The 17,362-nt window shown below is 65.2% G+C and carries 15 protein-coding genes; 7 read left to right on the top strand and 8 right to left on the bottom strand.

Features of this window, described 5'->3' with window-relative positions:
* Window positions 1-305 precede the first annotated feature (305 nt).
* Window positions 306-1,271 carry a tripartite tricarboxylate transporter substrate-binding protein gene (locus tag I6F16_RS02485; protein ID WP_057028977.1) on the top strand — a complete coding sequence of 322 codons (966 nt, stop codon included), beginning with the start codon at window positions 306-308 and terminating at the stop codon, window positions 1,269-1,271.
* Between the two features lie 134 nt (window positions 1,272-1,405).
* On the opposite strand, the gene I6F16_RS02480 is transcribed toward I6F16_RS02485, so the two are convergent.
* The 3 genes from I6F16_RS02480 to I6F16_RS02470 form a co-directional block, all read right to left on the bottom strand.
* Window positions 1,406-3,265, bottom strand: coding sequence for an ABC-F family ATP-binding cassette domain-containing protein (locus tag I6F16_RS02480; RefSeq protein ID WP_225112272.1), 1,860 nt, complete (start codon window positions 3,263-3,265; stop codon window positions 1,406-1,408).
* Window positions 3,266-3,311: 46 nt separating this feature from the next.
* The gene (locus tag I6F16_RS02475) at window positions 3,312-3,485 is read right to left on the bottom strand and encodes a hypothetical protein (protein WP_225112273.1); all 174 of its coding nucleotides are present in this window, start codon (window positions 3,483-3,485) and stop codon (window positions 3,312-3,314) included.
* A gap of 212 nt (window positions 3,486-3,697) precedes the next feature.
* Complete coding sequence (locus I6F16_RS02470) at window positions 3,698-3,979, bottom strand: sulfur globule protein precursor (protein ID WP_074447892.1); 282 nt, start codon at window positions 3,977-3,979, stop codon at window positions 3,698-3,700.
* 305 nt (window positions 3,980-4,284) lie between these two features.
* On the opposite strand from I6F16_RS02470, the gene ndk reads away from it, so the two are divergent.
* From ndk to I6F16_RS02450, 4 genes are all read left to right on the top strand, one after another.
* On the top strand, window positions 4,285-4,707 hold the full coding sequence (gene ndk, locus I6F16_RS02465; protein WP_036000620.1) for a nucleoside-diphosphate kinase: 423 nt from the start codon (window positions 4,285-4,287) through the stop codon (window positions 4,705-4,707).
* A 41-nt stretch (window positions 4,708-4,748) separates the two neighbouring features.
* Window positions 4,749-5,609 (top strand): TerC family protein, encoded by an 861-nt coding sequence (locus I6F16_RS02460; RefSeq protein ID WP_225114156.1) that lies wholly within the window; start codon window positions 4,749-4,751, stop codon window positions 5,607-5,609.
* Window positions 5,610-6,359: 750 nt separating this feature from the next.
* Window positions 6,360-8,291, top strand: a complete 1,932-nt coding sequence (locus tag I6F16_RS02455; RefSeq protein ID WP_225114161.1) for a TonB-dependent siderophore receptor — start codon at window positions 6,360-6,362, stop codon at window positions 8,289-8,291.
* Between the two features lie 117 nt (window positions 8,292-8,408).
* Window positions 8,409-9,530 carry a PepSY-associated TM helix domain-containing protein gene (locus I6F16_RS02450; protein ID WP_225114155.1) on the top strand — a complete coding sequence of 374 codons (1,122 nt, stop codon included), beginning with the start codon at window positions 8,409-8,411 and terminating at the stop codon, window positions 9,528-9,530.
* A 4-nt stretch (window positions 9,531-9,534) separates the two neighbouring features.
* Here the strand turns inward: I6F16_RS02450 and ppx are convergent, their stop codons facing one another.
* From ppx to I6F16_RS02430, 4 genes are all read right to left on the bottom strand, one after another.
* Window positions 9,535-11,037, bottom strand: a complete 1,503-nt coding sequence (gene ppx / locus I6F16_RS02445) for an exopolyphosphatase (protein WP_225114154.1) — start codon at window positions 11,035-11,037, stop codon at window positions 9,535-9,537.
* Window positions 11,038-11,052: 15 nt separating this feature from the next.
* The gene (locus I6F16_RS02440) at window positions 11,053-13,242 is read right to left on the bottom strand and encodes an RNA degradosome polyphosphate kinase (protein ID WP_036000566.1); all 2,190 of its coding nucleotides are present in this window, start codon (window positions 13,240-13,242) and stop codon (window positions 11,053-11,055) included.
* A 146-nt stretch (window positions 13,243-13,388) separates the two neighbouring features.
* Window positions 13,389-14,066 (bottom strand): DnaA/Hda family protein, encoded by a 678-nt coding sequence (locus I6F16_RS02435; protein WP_225114160.1) that lies wholly within the window; start codon window positions 14,064-14,066, stop codon window positions 13,389-13,391.
* A 92-nt stretch (window positions 14,067-14,158) separates the two neighbouring features.
* The gene (locus tag I6F16_RS02430) at window positions 14,159-14,701 is read right to left on the bottom strand and encodes a CDP-alcohol phosphatidyltransferase family protein (protein WP_025035876.1); all 543 of its coding nucleotides are present in this window, start codon (window positions 14,699-14,701) and stop codon (window positions 14,159-14,161) included.
* A 156-nt stretch (window positions 14,702-14,857) separates the two neighbouring features.
* On the opposite strand from I6F16_RS02430, the gene purM reads away from it, so the two are divergent.
* Window positions 14,858-15,931 (top strand): phosphoribosylformylglycinamidine cyclo-ligase, encoded by a 1,074-nt coding sequence (gene purM, locus I6F16_RS02425; RefSeq protein ID WP_036000563.1) that lies wholly within the window; start codon window positions 14,858-14,860, stop codon window positions 15,929-15,931.
* A gap of 14 nt (window positions 15,932-15,945) precedes the next feature.
* On the top strand, window positions 15,946-16,599 hold the full coding sequence (gene purN, locus I6F16_RS02420) for a phosphoribosylglycinamide formyltransferase (protein WP_225114159.1): 654 nt from the start codon (window positions 15,946-15,948) through the stop codon (window positions 16,597-16,599).
* Between the two features lie 300 nt (window positions 16,600-16,899).
* Here purN and I6F16_RS02415 read toward each other — a convergent pair whose 3' ends face one another.
* A complete protein-coding gene (locus I6F16_RS02415; RefSeq protein ID WP_027576280.1) occupies window positions 16,900-17,106 on the bottom strand; it encodes a cold-shock protein in 207 nt (68 codons plus the stop codon).
* Window positions 17,107-17,362 lie beyond the last annotated feature (256 nt).

Below are 17,362 nucleotides of genomic sequence, written 5' to 3'. Positions count from 1 at the left end.
GTCGTGATCCCACAACTGACAACTTAAAGCATGATGCGGAAAAAGAGCGAAGCGGTTTTCCGGAGAGTTCATGCGCAGCGAACAGCCAAAAGCGTGACAGCTCAGGATCTCGTCGCGCATTAGCGCACCGCCTGATCAATTGCCGGCTGCTTGCCACGGGCCCGGTCGCAGTCGCTCAGATATCCGTCTGCGTAGGTGGCCCGACCATAATCGTGATCGCAACACTCCTGCTGACGTCGCTTTCGTGATGGCCGCCCGCCCCGGAATGCGCTTTGATGGCGCAAACAACAATCCGGAGGAAACTAATGCGGTTCATAGCCCTCGTATCGGCTCTGCTCGTGTCGTCTGGCGCGGCGTTCGCCCAGGACTATCCGACCCGGCCCATCACCATGCTGGTTCCATTCGCCGCGGGCGGGCCGACCGACACCATCGCGCGCCTGACTGCGGCAGGCATGGCGAAATCGCTGGGACAGCAGGTCATCGTCGAGAACGCGACCGGCGCCGGCGGTACCATCGGCACGACCCGCGCTGCGCGCGCCCAGCCGGACGGCTACACGCTGCTGATCCATCACGTCGGCATCTCGACCGCGGCCACGCTCTACCGCAACCTCAGCTACGACACCAAGACGGCCTTTGCGCCGATCGGGCTCGTGACCAACGCGCCGATGACCATCATTGCGCGGCCCGATTTCCCGGCCAACACGCTCAAGGAGCTCGTCGCCTACGCCCAGCAGCAGGGCGACAAGCTGACCTACGCCAACGCCGGCCTGGGTGCGGCCTCCCATCTGTGCGGCATGCTGTTCATGACCGCGATCCAGAAGCAGCTCACCACGGTGCCCTACAAGGGCAACGGCCCGATCATGAACGACCTGCTCGGCAAGCAGATCGATCTCACCTGCGACCAGGCGACGAACACGACCGGGCCGATCACGGCCAAGCAGGTCAAGGCCTACGCGATCACCACCAAGGAGCGGCTGAAGAGCCTGCCCGATCTGCCGACGGCCGACGAGGCCGGCCTGAAGGGTTTCGAGCTCGGTGTCTGGCACGGCATCTATGCGCCCAAGGGCACGCCGCCGGCGGTCGTTCAGAAGCTGACGGCGGCGCTGCAGACCGCGCTCAAGGATCCCGCGCTGATCGCCCGGTTCAACGACATCAACACCGAGCCGGTCCCGCAGGACAAGGCGACACCGGAGGCGTTGGGCGCGATGCTGACCAGCGAGATCGACCGCTGGGCGCCGATCATCAAGGCCGCCGGGCAATACGCGGATTGAGCTATTGCGTCCCGCCGGGCTTGAAGGCCGAGCGGGCAAAAAGCAACTCCTTCAAAGGCTAGTTCGCCGGTGCCATAGTGCCGGTACTGTGCATGGGGTTGTTTTGCACGTTTGGTTGGAGTGCGGTGGAGACGTTAGCCCGCCGCCTCGTCGAACTGCGCGCTCGCCTCGAGCCATTGCTCCTCGGCGCGTGCCAGCGCGTCGGCGGCATTGGCACGCGCCTTGGACAGCTGCGCCGCCTGCTTGGGATCGCGCGTGAAAATGTCGGGCAGGGCCAGCGCCGTGTCGATCTTGGCGATGATCTCGCTGACGCGGGCGATCTCGGCCTCGGCTTCGGCGATGCGCTTCTTCAGCGAGCCGCGATTGTCCGCTTTCGGCCGCTGCGGCTTCTCAGGCGGCGCACTGCGCTCGCGCGGGGCTTCCGCGTTGCGCGTGGACAGCACCAGGCGGCGATACTCGTCGAGATCGCCGTCGTAATTGGTCACGGTGCGATCGGCGACTATCCAGAGCCGATCGGCGCAGGCCTCGATCAGGTAGCGGTCGTGCGAGACCATGATCACCGCGCCGGGAAATTCATTGATCGCTTCTGCAAGCGCGCCGCGGCTGTCGATGTCGAGATGGTTGGTCGGCTCGTCCAGGATGATCATGTTGGGGCCGAAGAAGGTCGCAAGGCCCAGGAGAAGGCGCGCCTTCTCGCCGCCTGACAATTTGCCGGCCTTGGTATCGGCCGCCTTGCCGGAGAAGCCGATCGCGCCGGCGCGGGCGCGCACCTTGGCTTCGGGCGCATCGCCCATCAGCTTGCGGACGTGGTCGTAGGCGGAGGCGTCCTCGTTGAGCTCGTCGAGCTGGTGCTGCGCGAAATAGGCGATCGACAGCTTGTCCGCGCGCGTCACCTTGCCCGAGAACGGCGCGAGCCGTCCGGCGAGCAGTTTTACAAGCGTCGACTTGCCGTTGCCGTTGGCGCCGAGCAGCGCGATGCGGTCGTCGTTGTCGATGCGCAAGGTGACGCGGCCCAGCACCGGGCTCGCCGGGTCATAGCCGACCGAGGCGTTGTCGACGGCGATGATCGGCGGCGACAAGATCTTCTCCGGTGCCGGGAAGCTGATCTCGCGCACGTCCTCGGTGACCAGCGCCGTGATCGGCTTCAGCCGCTCCAGCATCTTGACGCGCGACTGTGCTTGCCGGGCTTTCGAGGCCTTGGCCTTGAAGCGATCGACGAAGGACTGCAGGCGGGCGCGCTCGGCCTCCTGGCGCTTGACCGCCTTGGCATCGAGTAGCTCGCGCGCGGCGCGCTGCTCCTCGAACGAGGAGTAGCTGCCCTTGTAGAGCGTGAGCTTGCCGCGCTCCAGGTGCAGGATCTGGTCGACCGAGCTTTCCAGGAGGTCGCGGTCGTGGCTGATCACGATCACCGTGCGCGGATAATGCGCAAGGTGATCCTCCAGCCACAACGTGCCTTCGAGGTCGAGATAGTTGGTGGGCTCGTCGAGCAGCAGAAGGTCGGGCGCCGCGAACAGCGTTGCGGCGAGCGCGACGCGCATGCGCCAGCCGCCGGAGAACTCGGCGCAGGGGCGGAGCTGATCGGCGGCGGAGAAGCCGAGGCCGGAGAGGATCGCGGCCGCGCGGCTCGGCGCCGAGTGCGCGTCGATGTCGACGAGGCGGGTCTGGATCTCCGCGATGCGGTGCGGATCGGTCGCGTGCTCGGCTTCATTGAGCAGCGCGTCGCGTTCGAGGTCGGCCTTGAGCACGACCGAGATCAGGCTTTCGGGACCGTTCGGCGCTTCCTGCGCAAGGCTGCCGATGCGCCAGCGCGGCGGCAGGGTGACCGAGCCGTGCTCCGCCGCAAGTTCGCCGCGGATCACCTTGAACAGCGTCGACTTGCCGGTGCCGTTGCGTCCGACCAGGCCGACGCGCGATCCGGGCGTGATCTGCACGGAACTCTGGTCGATCAAAAGGCGTCCGGCGAGGCGGATAGAGAGGTCGGTGATGGCGAGCATGCGGCCTTGTCACCGCAAGGCGCGGCGAACGCAACTCGTTTTTGCGTTAGTGCGTCTCGCGCTCGCGCCGCCGCAGCTCGTTCAGGAGCTGCTCGAGATGGGTCGGAAGGCGCGGCTCGGGCCGGAGGCTCTGCTGCAGCCGTTCGCCCACGGCATCGCAAATCGAGCGGCTGGTGCGCCGGTCGATCTGTTCGCTGTCATTGGCAAAAAGCCCAGCCATCGCAAGGTTCCGTGTTCTCGAAGTAAAGACACGGTACCAAGTCATTGCCGGCGAAATGGTTTCGCTGGCTTTGGGGAAAGCCGGGTATTCTCGTAAAAATTGTATGAGCGGCGCTTTGTACGCTCAAGGCAAAGCCCCGGCGAGGGGGCGCCGGGGCTTCTCTTGGAAGGTACCTGGGGGGCTTAGGTAGCCTTCGGAAGGTGCTGACGGATTCAGTAGCAGCGGTTGATCAGCCGCCAGCGGGGTCCCCAGGGGGTCGGGACCAGCCGGCGCACATAGCAGCCGCCATAACCGTAGGAGACGGGACCGCCGGCGTAGAAGCGCGGTCCGCCCCAGCCATGGCCGTGGTGATGGCCGTGGTGATGGTGCGCGTGCCCGTGGTGCCGGCCACCGCCATGCCCGCCGCCTTGCCAATGAGCGGAGGCAGAGGTCGGCGCCAGCGCAGCTCCCAGCGCGACCGCGGCGACAGCGGCAAGCGAAAGTTTCCTCAACATGGTTATCTCCTGAAGACTGCCAGCGCGGGGCTATCGCGCCGATGGAAAGGCCGCCGAAACGGTCCGCCTGAGGTCAGGCTTCGGTTTCGATGGGCCCAACCTTACGCCGGGGAAGCTGAACCGGATCCTGACGGCGGTTTCAGATTGGGTTCATCTGGGTGAAATTGTCGTCATCCAGCGGATCGGGAGCCATCCCCTCGCGGAAACCGCCTGTGAGGCTGTTCCGCGGTCGCTTGCCGTCCGGCAAAGGCGCCGATATAAGCCCCGCAACCCCGAACCCCCGCTTTCTCCCCAAGGACAAGATCATGGCCATCGAACGCACTTTCTCGATCATCAAGCCCGACGCGACCGAGCGTAATCTGACCGGCGCAGTCAACGCCGTGATCGAGAAGGCGGGCCTGCGCATCGTCGCGCAGAAGCGCATCCGCATGACCAAGGAGCAGGCCGAGACTTTCTATGCCGTCCACAAGGCGCGCCCCTTCTTCGGCGAGCTCGTCGAATTCATGACCTCCGGCCCGGTCGTGGTTCAGGTCCTGGAAGGCGAGGGCGCGATCGCCAAGTACCGCGAGGTGATGGGCGCGACCGATCCGTCCAAGGCTGCCGAGGGCACCGTGCGCAAGCTCTACGCCAAGTCGATCGGCGAGAACTCGGTGCACGGTTCGGATGCGCCGGAGACCGCCGCGATCGAGATCGCGCAGTTCTTCTCGGGTAACGAGATCGTCGGCTGATCCAGTCGGCAGACTAGAGGCGACCGGCGAAGGGACTCATTGTGGACTGGCTCTGGCAGATCTTCGATCCCGCTACGATCGGGAGCTTCTTTACCCAGTTCCGCAACGAGATGGCCGCACCGACTTTCTGGATCGCGGTCGGCAAGATCATCTGGATCAACATCCTGCTCTCCGGCGACAACGCGCTGGTGATTGCGCTCGCGTGCCGCGGTCTGTCGCCGCGGCATCGGCTCTGGGGCATGATCTTCGGCGCCGGCGCAGCGGTGATGCTCCGGATCATCTTCACCGGCATCGTCGCCACCCTGATGGAGCTGCCGTACCTCAAGCTGGTCGGCGGCTTTGCGCTGATCGTGATCGCGGCAAAGCTCCTGGTGCCGGAGAACGAGGACGAGAACGACGTCGACGCTGCCGCGCATCTGTGGCACGCCATCCAGATCGTCGTGGTGGCCGACATCGTCATGAGTCTCGATAACGTCATTGCTGTCGCTGCCGCGGCCAATGGCAGCGTGCCGCTGCTGATCCTCGGCCTTACCATCAGCGTGCCGCTGATCGTCGCCGGCGCCGCGCTCATCATGGCACTGCTCACAAAGCTCCCGGTGCTGGTCTGGGCCGGTGCGGCGCTGCTCGGCTGGATCGCGGGCGAGGTGATGGCGACCGATCCCGGGGTCACGCCGCGGCTGCACGCGCTGTTCGAGGGGCCGTTCGGCGCCTCGCTCGACGCCATGCTCGGGGTCTCGCGCATCCCGCCGCAATTCGGCCATGGCGGGGCCGGCGGCGAGTATTTCTGTGCCGTGATCGGAGTCGTCGTCGTGCTGGTGGTCGGCACCATCTGGCGCCGGCGCAGTCTCACCGCGGCCGCCCTCGAATCCTCCGAACGGCACGCCAAGGCCTCCGCGGAGTGACGTTGAAGCGCTGATCGGTGCGGCCGCCCCTCCAGCGACGAGAGGCGTCCACATCACTGGGGCGCTTCCCGCGTTGGCAGGACGCGAGCGATCACCGGCCAGGGGTTCGTCCGAATCCTCCCATCATTGCATTCGTATGACCGGCGCGCATCACGCTTCGCGAGAGCTCGCGTCGCGCGCGCGTGCGCGCGGGCGTTGCGTGGAGAGTGGTCGTTCGCAACCCTCACGCGATTTAGACCTTGTCTTATTATAAACTACTGAGATTCATGGGTGCTTTCGTTGACTCGACGAGGGTTCCCACGGCACCTCGCCCCGACGTTCATGTTCATGAAATCGGAAGGTGCGATGTCGTCGAAAGTGTTTTCTCGTCCTGTTGCCGTTCTTGCCGCTCGCATCAAGACGCTTCTGACGTGCGCCAGCCCGAGAGCCTTCACGGTTTCCCTGGTCTCCATTGCCTTGTGCAGCGACGGCGTCCTGCACGGCAGCAGCGCGCAGAGCGCTGCGCCCCAGGCCGCGGGGGGAGGCACGTTGCCGGCGGTGACCGTCACCGCAGACGCGCCGAAGCCGCGCGCGCGTCCACGAGCCAATCCAGTCAGGAGGGCGGTCCGCGGCGCGCCCGCGAACGAGCAGGCTAAGTTGCAGGCGGAAGCGACCCCGACGGCTGCGAGGCCCGGTGCACTGCCGCGGACTTACGCAGGCGGGCAGGTGGCACGTGGAGGCCAGGTCGGTTTGCTCGGCAACAAGGATTTCATGGATACGCCCTTCAACATCACAAGCTACACGGCGAAGAAGATCGAAGATCAACAGGCCGTCACCGTCGCCGACGTCGTCAGCAACGATCCCTCGGTCCGTTTCACCGGCCAGACCGGCGGCATTCTCGATTCCTTCTTCATCCGCGGCTTTCCGATCGGGGAAGGCAATGTCGGGGAAATCGCCTTCCACGGCGTCTATGGCGTTGCACCGAACTACCGCGTGTTCACCGATTACGTCGAGCGCATCGAGATCGTCAAAGGCCCGACCGCGCTGCTCTACGGGATGGCGCCGAACAGCAGTGTCGGCGGCACCATCAACATCGTTCCGAAGCGTGCCGGGGACATCGATCTCACGCGCGTCACGACCGACTACGCGTCGAACACCCAGCTCGGCACACATCTCGACGTGAGCCGGCGGTTCGGTGAAAATCGCGAATTCGGTATTCGCGTCAATGGCAGCTATCACAACGGCGATACGCCGTTGGACAACCAGACGCGGGAGGCGCATGTCGGCTCTGCAGCCTTCGACTATCGCGGCGAGAAGTTCAGGGCCTCGCTCGATTTCATCGAGCAGGAGGAAAAGTTCGACGCGCCGACGAGACCGTTCCTGGTCGCAACCGGCGTGGCCGTTCCGACCGCGCCGGTCGGACGGCGCAATGTCACCCAGGCCTGGGAATTCGCCAAGGTTCACGACAATTCGCTTCTGGCGCGCGCCGAATACGATGTGACTGACGCCGTGACGGTGTTTGCAGATGTCGGAGGCGGCAGGACCCAGGTCGACCGTCTGTTCGGGACGCCAACGATCCTGAATGCGGCCGGCAACACCACGTCGACCCCGGGACGGTTCAAGTTCGACATCGACAGGAACGTGGCCGACGTCGGCGTGCGGGCCCGGATCGAGACTGGCGCGATCAGTCATGCCGTGAGCTTGCAGGGGAGCTACTACGGGGATGAGATCTCGCGGGGCTCGGTGAACGGCACGGCAGTGTCGTCCAACATCTATGCGCCGATCGCCCGTCCCCAGCAGTTCGTTGCGGCTCCCGCGACCGTGCCGCGGCTGTCGGACACCGAGCTGACCGGCATTGCGCTGGCGGACACCATGTCGGTTCTCCAGGAGCGGCTTCAGCTGACGGTCGGCGTCAGGCAGCAGGGCGTTAGGTCGAACAACTACAACACCACCACGGGCGCCGTGAGCTCGGCCTATGACCAGACGGCGTTCACACCGATGGTCGGCGTGGTCGTCAAGCCCTGGAGCAACGTTTCGCTCTACGCCAACTATATCGAAGGGCTCAGCAAGGGCGACACCGCGCCGACGACGGCCGCAAATCAGGGCGAGGTCCTTGCGCCGTATCTGAGCAAGCAGAAGGAAGCAGGCATCAAGGTCGATTTCGGCACGCTCGCGACCACGATCAGCCTGTTCGAGATCACCAAGCCGTCGGGACAGCTGGGTGCCGGCAACGTCTTCCGGGCTGATCAGGAGCAGCGCAATCGCGGCGTGGAATTCACGGTGTTCGGAGAAGTGCAACCGGGCATTCGCGTTCTTGGCGGCGTGACATTGATCGATGCGGAGCTGACGAAGACGAGCACGCTGGCCAATTTCGGCAAGACGCCGATCGGAGTGCCCGAGGTGCAGGCCAATCTGTCCGCCGAATGGGACACCCCGTTCGCACCAGGGCTGACATTGGTCGCCAACACCATCTATACCGGGCACCAATATCTGAATGGGGCAAACACGCAGGTTGTTCCGGCCTGGACGAGGCTCGATCTGGGCGCGCGCTACACCACGCGCATCAACAACCGGCCAGTGACGGTTCGGGCCCTGGTCCAGAATGTGTTCGACACCAACTACTGGGCTGGCGTCGCGAGCTTCTCTGCGCTAGCGCAAGGCTCGCCCCGAACCCTGCTCTTGTCGATGTCGACCGACTTCTGAGCTTTGGCCTCCTCGGGCCGGCTGCGGAGCTGGATCGGGCGCAGACGACGGGTGCTCTGAATGGACCAAACAATCAGGGCACCACGTCGAGGCGGCTCGGCGCCCGCCCGATCCAGGATGATGCCCGGACGCGTGCAGCACGCGCTGCTGTGGGCGCACCGTTGGTTCGGATTGATCGGCGGCATCGTCGTGGTGCTGATCGGCCTGACTGGAAGCTTCATCGTCTTCTACCGGGAGATCGATGTCGCCCTGAATCCGGCGCTCTATGCGCCCGCCGGTCCGGAGCAGAGCGTCACGTTAGCGGAGGTGATGCACGCCGCCGCAGCAGCGGATCCCGCGCCGATCGCGACGATCCTGGCGCCAGACCGGACCTGGCCGGTCTGGATCGTGATCCATTCGCACGAGACCGCGCCAGGCAGCTACCCGAACCGGTGGACGACCATGGTCGATCCTTCCAACGGCAAGGTGCTCGGGCGGCGTGACTACGCCAACGCGTTCGCGCTCAAGGTTTACCGTCTCCATTTCACGCTGCTGCTCTACGAGTTCTGGGGCAAGGAACTGGTCGGCGTGGCCGGGTTCGTGCTGCTCGGCTTGGCGGTCTCGGGTCTCTTCCTTTGGTGGCCGAAGCCGGGGCGATTTTGGCGATCGATCTCGGTGCGCAAGAACGTCTCGCTGCTTCGATTTGTTCTGGACCTTCACGGTGCGGCAGGCTTTTGGGCGCTGTCCGTGCTCTTGTTGATCTCGATCACCGGCGTCGGGATCGTTTTTCCCGACCTGGTGCGGCCCATCGTCGGCCTCGTGTCGCAGCCGACGCCTGATCGCTCGCCGCGAGTCGAAATGCCGCCTCCGGCAGGGACGCCGGTACTCTCACCTGACGCGATCATGCGACGCGCGCAAGAGGTCAAGCCCGGTGCGACGGTCGCCATGCTCAATCCGCCGACCGCAACGCGCACCACCTGGCGGGTGCAATTTCGTCCTGATAGAGCTGATCCCGCGGTGCGGTCGCGTGGAGCGATCTGGCTCGATCCGTGGAGCGGCGCTGTGGTGCACGACCGCACGCCGGGCACCATGTCGATGGGGGACCGCTATCTGGCCGAGCAGCTCTGGCTCCACAATGGCGCGACGTTCGGATTCGCAGGACGCCTGCTGGTGTTCGCGGCCGGCTTCGCACCGCTAGTCCTCTTCGTCAGCGGCGCGATGATGTGGCTCAAGAGACGGCCCGGGAAGATGAGGCCCTGAGAGGTCAGCGCCTGACGATTGAACCGGCGCGGCCAACCAGGCGGGCGAGCTGACGGAAGCGGCTGCCGACGCGGTCGGCGACGAGGTCGCCGAGCCGGTGCTCGAACACCAGCATCAATTTGCGGCCCTGGCTGCGGAAATGCGTGGCTGGCAGGACGCCGGGACGTGCGGCCGAGATCAGATGCGCGACGCGGAACGCGGCGCCCAGGAGGCGCGCGCGTTCGAGCTGGGCCGGCGTCAGCAGCTCCTGCATGGTGACCGGCGGCTGGTTTTCCTCGCTGAGGCCGGCATAGCGATAGAACACCGACAGGCCGACGAAGGCGCGTTCGGTGTGGGTGATCGCGCCGAAATTGCCGTTGACGACGAGGCTGAGCGTCTGCTCGCCGCGATGATCGGGATGCACGCGCCAGCCGATGTCGGAGAGCAGGCACGCGGTGTGGCGGAGGCGGCGGTCCACTTCCGTCTCGCGCAGCTTGACGACGCGCACCAAGCGGTCGGTCCAGGCAATCAGCTCGCGCGCGTGCCTGGCCGAACGCGACAGCAGCTGGTTCAGCTCCTCCGCCGCGCAGATCAGCCCGTCCTTGTTGCGTTCGGTCTCGGGCAGCTTCTCGTGCAGCAGGCCCTCGCGCACGCCGAAGGTGGAGAACACGATGTTCTTTGGCTTCGCGACGCGGATGATGTGCTCGAGCACCAGCGCCGCATAGGTGAGGAGAGGGCGCCGCGCATCGGCGACGATCTCGATGTCGGCAAGCATGTCGGCGGCGGCGAGGCGCCGCAGGCGGCGCGAGAAGTCGAGCGCCTCGGCAGCCGGAATGGAATAGCCGTGCATCACCTGGAGCGGATAGCCGCTCTGGATGATGTGGATGCGCGCGAGCGCGCGCCAGGTGCCGCCGACGGCATAGAAGGTGCGACCGCGGCCGGCAGTGAGTAACTGGACCCCGTCGATCTCCTCGCGCACGATGCGGTCGGCGCGCTTGAGCGATTTGTGGGCGAGGTCCTGCAGTGCGAGGCCGCCGAGCGGCAACGTCACGCCGCTGCGTACGGCGTTCCTGCGCACGTCGATCAGCTCGAGCGAGCCGCCGCCGAGGTCGCCGACGATGCCGTCTGGATGGTGGATGCCGGAGATCACGCCGAGCGCGGACAGTCGTGCTTCGCGCGAGCCCGACAGGATCTCGATCTTCACCGCGCAGATCCGCTCGGCCCTGGCGATGAAATCGGGGCCGTTGGAGGCGTCGCGGCATGCGGCGGTCGCGATCGCGAACACGCGTCCGACCTTCATCACCCGGCACAGCGCGCGAAACCGTTTCAGCGAGGTCAGCGCCTTGTCGATGGCGTCGGGCGCGAGCAGGCCCGTGCTCTGCACCTCGCGCCCGAGGCCGCACAGCGTCTTCTCGTTGAAGATCGGAATCAGGCTGCGCGCCAGCGCCTCGTAGACGACGAGGCGGACCGAGTTGGAGCCTATGTCGATAACCGCGACGCTCGAGCCGCGCTTGCGCGGCCGCTTCACGTCGCAAATCCCCGATCAGGATTGATGACGTTCGTTCCGGCGCGTGAGACGACGCGGCGAGGATTCCTTGAGCGACTTTCCACGGCCAGACAGACTCGGATTCGTCATGAAGTAGTTGTGGACGTTGAAAGGCTCCTCGCCCTTCGCGGTCTTCATACGCGTTGAAGACCCATCCGGCAACAACTGCCAGCTCTGCTCATTGTCCTTCAGGTTCGCGACCATGATCTGTTCGAGAACCTGCTGATGCACCGTCGGATTTTGCAGCGGACACAGCACCTCGACGCGGCGGTCGAGGTTGCGCGGCATCATGTCGGCGGACGAGATATACACAGCCGCTTTCGCGCTCGGCAGTCCCTGGCCCATGCCGAAGCAGTAGATTCGGCCATGTTCCAGGAAGCGGCCGATGATCGACTTGACGCGGATGTTCTCCGACAGACCGGGAATGCCGGGCCTGAGGCAGCAGATGCCGCGCACCACGAGCTCGACCTGGACACCGGCCTGCGAGGCCTCGTAGAGCGCGTCGATGATATCAGGATCGACCAGCGCGTTCATCTTCATCCAGACCGCGCCGGGACGGCCATGCCGCGCATGTGCGGTCTCGCCCTGGATGTGCTCGATGATGCGCTTGCGCAAGGTCAGCGGCGACACCGCCATCTTTTCCAGATCGCTCGGCGCGGCATAGCCGGTGATGAAATTGAACACGCGCGCGGCATCGCGGCCGATCGTCGGGTCCGAGGTGAAGTAGGAGAGATCGGTGTAGATGCGCGCGGTGACCGGGTGATAATTGCCGGTGCCGGTATGGACGTAGGTCGTCAGGCTGCCGCCCTCGCGGCGCACCACCATCGAGAGCTTCGCGTGCGTCTTCAATTCGAGGAAGCCGTAGACGACCTGCACGCCGGCGCGTTCGAGATCGCGTGCCCAGCGGATGTTGGCTTCTTCGTCGAACCGCGCTTTCAGCTCGATCAGCGCGGTGACTGATTTGCCGGCTTCGGCCGCTTCGGCCAGCGCGCGCACGATCGGTGAATTGTTGGAGGTGCGGTAGAGCGTCTGCTTGATCGCAACGACGTCGGGGTCGCGCGTGGCCTGCTGCAGGAATTGCACCACCACGTCGAACGACTCGTAGGGATGGTGGACGATCAGGTCCTTCTGCCGGATCGCGGCGAAGATGTCGCCGCCATGCTCGCGCACGCGTTCGGGGTGGCGCGGCACGTAAGGGGTGAATTCGAGGTCGGGCCGGTCGAGGCGGGTGAGCTGCGAGAGCTCGTTCATCGCCTGCACGCCGTCGACCAGGAAGATCTCGTCGTCGGCGGCGGAGAGCGCGTGCTGCACGAAGCTGCGCAGCTGCTCCGGCATCTTGGCGTCGATCTCGAGCCGGATCACCGATCCGCGGCGGCGGCGCTTCAGCGCGGTCTCGAACAGGCGGACGAGATCTTCGGCCTCCTCCTCGATTTCGAGCTCGGAGTCGCGGATGATCCGGAAGGCGCCTTGGCCGTGCAGATTGTAGCCGGGGAACAGGCGGTTGATGAACAGGGCGGTGGCCTGCTCCAGCGAGATCAGGCGCACCGTGCCATCCGCCGGCAGGCGGATGAAGCGGTCGATCTTGCCGGGCATGCGGATCAGCGCGTTCATCTGCTTGCCGTCGGCAGCGCGCGTGAGCTGCAGTGCGATGGTGAAGCCGAGGCTCGGAATGAACGGGAAAGGGTGGGCCGGATCGATCGCCAGCGGGGTCAGGAGAGGGAACACGTTGTGGAGGAAGTAGTCCTCGATCCAGGTTCGTTCCGCCTTTGTGACGTCCTTGCCGTCGACCAGCACGATGCCGACCTCGGCCAACGTGGCGCGCAGGTCGCGCCAGATCGCCTGCTGGTCGGAGGCGAGCTGGGAGACGGTGCGGTTGATCAGCGCGAGCTGTTCGGACGGCGTCAGGCCGTCGGGGCTGCGCTCGGCGATGCCCTCGCGGACTTGGGCCTTGATGCCGGCGACGCGAACCATGAAGAACTCGTCGAGGTTATTGGCCGAAATCGACAGGAATCGCACCCGCTCCAGCACGGGGTGGCTCGGGTTGACCGATTCCTCCAGGACGCGGCGGTTGAAATGCAGCCAGGACAGCTCGCGGTTGATGAACCGCTCGGGACTGGACGCGATCGCCGGAAGGCTCTCGGTTTCCGGGGCTTTCTCTTTGGTTTCAACAGCTTGCGCAGAGTCCATCAGAAGTCGGTCCATCCAGTTCACCCCAATTGCGACTCAAGCGCAAAAATCGGCGGGAGCATGTGTTAGAGCGATGACGTTTCGATGACATTGATGTTCCGCCCCCGCGCCGCGTCAAGCGGACTTCGGGGAGGCCTGCGAGCCTGTCAGGCGTCCCGGAGCAGCTCGGCGGCCAGCGCCCGGGTGACGGGACGGCCGAGCCGCAGGGCTTCGCTGTCGAGCAGCTCGACGGCCCGCCGGGCGGCGGCCGAGGACCGTTCCAGGCGCGTCGCGAGGTAGCCGACCACGCTCTCGTCCACATTGAGCTGGCGGTCGGCGCAGAACTTGACGATGAGGCCGCGGAACAGCTGGTCGTCGGGCGGCATCAGTGTGACCGTTGGAACGGCCCGCAGGCGCGAGCGCAGGTCGCGAAGCTCGATCGGAAGCGCGGCCGGCGCCTCGCGGCCGGTGAACAGGACGTAGGCGCCGTCCTCGCGGGCGAGGTTCATCAGGTGAAACAGGGCACGCTCGTCGAATTCCCCAGCCTTGAGATCCTCGACCACCAGCGCGCCGGTGGCGAGCGCGCCGGGCACGTCCGTCGCGGTCAGCGCATTGGCGGTGGTCGAGCGGGCGCCGGCTTCCTCGGCCCAGATCGCGGCGAGATGGCTCTTGCCGCTTCCTTCCGGGCCCGCCAGCGACATGATCCGGTTCGGCCATTCCGGCCAGCCGTCGATGAGGCCTAGACCGGCCGCATTGGCGGGGCCTTCGAGGAAGTTGTCCCGGCTGAGGCTCTCCGCATGCGGAAGCGCAAACGCCAATTGTCGGGGATGAACGCGGCCTGCCACGCTTGCTCTGCTCCATGCCGGCGCGCCGGCCCGCTTGTAGAGATTCGACTTGATGGTGCGGGACTTGGCCTTTTGCTGGGCTGCTTCCTCGCTCATTTGGCCTCGATCGTGCTCATGTGCCGCAGCCACTCGACGAGATAGAGCGACACGGAGGAGAGCGTGAAGACCGTGACGAGACCCATCAGGATGATATCATAAGGCGCGGGCTTGAAGCCGAAGGCAAGCGCCGCCAGCACCAAAGCTGCGAATGCCACTTGTGCCACCGTGTTGAGCTTGGAGACTTTCGACGGCTTCATCTCGACCGGCCGGTCGAACAACCAGGACACGATCACGGCGGCGACAATCATGATGTCGCGCGAGACCACCAGGATCACGATCCAGCGCGGGATCGCGCCCCAGATGCCGAGCGCCATGTAGATCGAGACCAGCAGCGCCTTGTCGGCGAGCGGATCGAGCAGGGCGCCGAGCTCGCTCGTCATGTTGAAGCGCTTGGCCAAAAAGCCGTCCACGGCATCGCTGATGCCGGCGATCAGGAAGACGGCGAACGCCACCTCCATTTGGCTCGACACGATGGCCCAGACGATGATCGGGACCAGCATGATGCGGCCCAAGGTAATGATATTCGGAATACTCACGAAAGCGCTTCCCGGCACCGGTTCTGACCTCAAATCCGGCCCGTTGCAGGCTGAACCGGTTGATATGTCTACATAGTATAGCGGGGAGCGCCATGCGAGCCATTGCGCGTCCCCGGAATTCAACGTAACCAGCCGCAAACCCACTGGAAATCGGGCATGACCGACCGCAAAAACGGCCTCACTTACGCCGATTCAGGCGTCGATATCGACGCGGGCAACCGCCTGGTCGACCTGATCAAGCCGATGGTGCGCGCCACCGCGCGGCCGGGCGCCGATGCCGAGATCGGCGGCTTCGGCGGCCTGTTCGACCTCAAGGCGGCCGGCTTCAAGGATCCGGTCCTCGTGGCCGCGACCGACGGTGTCGGTACCAAGGTCAAGATCGCGATCGAGACCGGCCTGCATGGCGGCATCGGCATCGACCTCGTCGCCATGAGCGTCAACGACCTCGTGGTCCAGGGCGCCGAGCCGCTGTTTTTCCTGGACTATTTCGCCTGCGGCAAGCTCGACCCCGAGGCCACGGCCGCCATCGTCGCGGGCGTTGCGGAGGGATGCCGCGAATCCGGCTGCGCTTTGATCGGCGGGGAGACTGCCGAAATGCCCGGCCTCTACAAGGACGGCGACTACGATCTCGGCGGCTTTGCCGTCGGCGCCGCCGAGCGCGGTACGTTGTTGCCGCGCAAGGACATCGCCGCGGGCGATGCCGTGATCGGTCTCGCTTCGTCCGGCGTGCATTCCAACGGCTTCTCGCTGGTCCGCAAGATCGTCGAGCAGTCGGGCCTCGGCTTCGAGGCGCAGGCGCCGTTCGCGCCGGTGATGACGCTCGGCGGCGCGCTGCTGACGCCGACCAGGCTCTACGTCAAATCCTGCCTGCGCGCGATCCGCGAGACCGGGGCGGTGAAGGGGCTCGCCCACATCACCGGCGGCGGCTTCACCGACAACATCCCGCGCGTGCTGCCGAAGCATCTCGGTGTCGGCATCGACCTGGCACGCCTGCCGGTGCTGCCGGTGTTCAAATGGCTGGCGGCCCAAGCCGGCATCGCCGAGCTGGAAATGCTGCGCACCTTCAATTGCGGCATCGGCATGATCGCGATCGTCGAGCCCGACAAGGTCGACAAGGTCGTCGAAGTCTTCACCGACGCCGGCGAGACCGTGGCGCAGCTCGGCACCGTGATTCCGGCCGAGGGCGAGCACCGCGTCGTCTATAACGGCCATCTCGACATGGCGCTATAATGACTGGCGCCGTGATGAAGCGCCGCGTCGCCATCCTGATTTCCGGGCGCGGCTCCAACATGGCTGCGCTGATCAGGGCAGCCGCCGCCGCGGATTTCCCGGCGGAGATATCGCTCGTCATCTCGAACAAGGCGGATGCGCCCGGGCTCGAACGTGCCAGAGCGAGCGGCGTGACCACCGAGGTGATCGAAAGCAAGCCGTTCGGCAGGGACCGCGCCGGCTTCGAGACGGTGCTGCAGGCCGCGCTCGACAAGCACGGCATCGAGCTGATTTGTCTCGGCGGCTTCATGCGCCTGTTCACGGCCGAGTTCACCAAGGCCTGGTACGGGCGGATGCTCAACATCCATCCCTCGCTGCTGCCATCGTTCCCCGGCCTCGACCCGCACGGCCAGGCCCTGCGCGCCGGCGTCAAGCTCTCCGGCGCGACGGTCCACTTCGTCATTCCCGAGACCGATGCCGGCCCGATCGTGATGCAGGGCGCGGTTCCCGTCAGCGACCACGATACCGCGGAGACGCTGTCCGAGCGCATCCTCGAAGTCGAGCACCGCATCTATCCCGAGGCGCTGCGGCTGCTCGCGGCCGGCAAGGTCCGCATCGAGGGCGATGTCTGCAAGACGGCGGGAAGCGCAGCGTCGGAGAATTTTTTGGTATCGCCGGTGGTGAGTTAGACAGCTCGGGACTCAAGAGCCGTAGAGCAGTCGATCGACCAGTCTGCCGACTTGCCGGGGGTGATCGAACACACCCGCGAATGCCTCGTCGGGAAGGTCCGAGCCGAAAACATCGAACGGCGTGAGTGCCTTCTCGTCGCACGACGAAGCTGGGCGTTGGAGTTCGTCGGCCGTCGTCTCTGGTCGATTGGTGGTGATATTCGTTTCTCCAGCTACGCGCTGTTTTGCTGCAGTTCGAAACAAAATCCCCCGGCAGAGCCGGGGGGCAACGTCATGATCGCTCGCATGCCGCGAGAGACATCAGGAAACCTTGAGGTTCTCCGCGGATGATTTGCCGCGGTTCTCCACGAGGTCGAATTCAACCACCTGATTCTCGTTGAGGGTAGAGAGTCCGGCACGCTCGACGGCGGAGATGTGGACGAACACGTCCTTGTCGCTGCCATTCGGCTTGATGAACCCATAGCCCTTTGTCGGGTTGAACCATTTGACGGTGCCCTTTTGCGGCATCGCTCGTCTCCTCCACTAGATATAAAAACGACGCGGCCGCTTTTTCGCGTGCCACGCCACAAACGGGCTCCCGGAAGTCTGTTCGAGTCTTGAGGCGCAATGTCGCGAAACGCACAGCAAACGGCCAATTCCGATTGTGACCGATATTGCAACATGAAATTCGCCGGCTAGCAAGCCGCGCGCGGATTTCAAGACCAAGCCGGGTGCCTTCAAGCGCAATTTGCGACCTGTGGCAGCAGAACCACAATCGGTGCAA

The sequence above is a fragment of the Bradyrhizobium sp. IC4060 genome, assembly GCF_020193715.1.
Lineage (GTDB): Bacteria > Pseudomonadota > Alphaproteobacteria > Rhizobiales > Xanthobacteraceae > Bradyrhizobium > Bradyrhizobium yuanmingense.
Note: the sequence above shows the minus strand (reverse complement) of the source record. Positions and strands in the feature narration are given on the sequence as shown.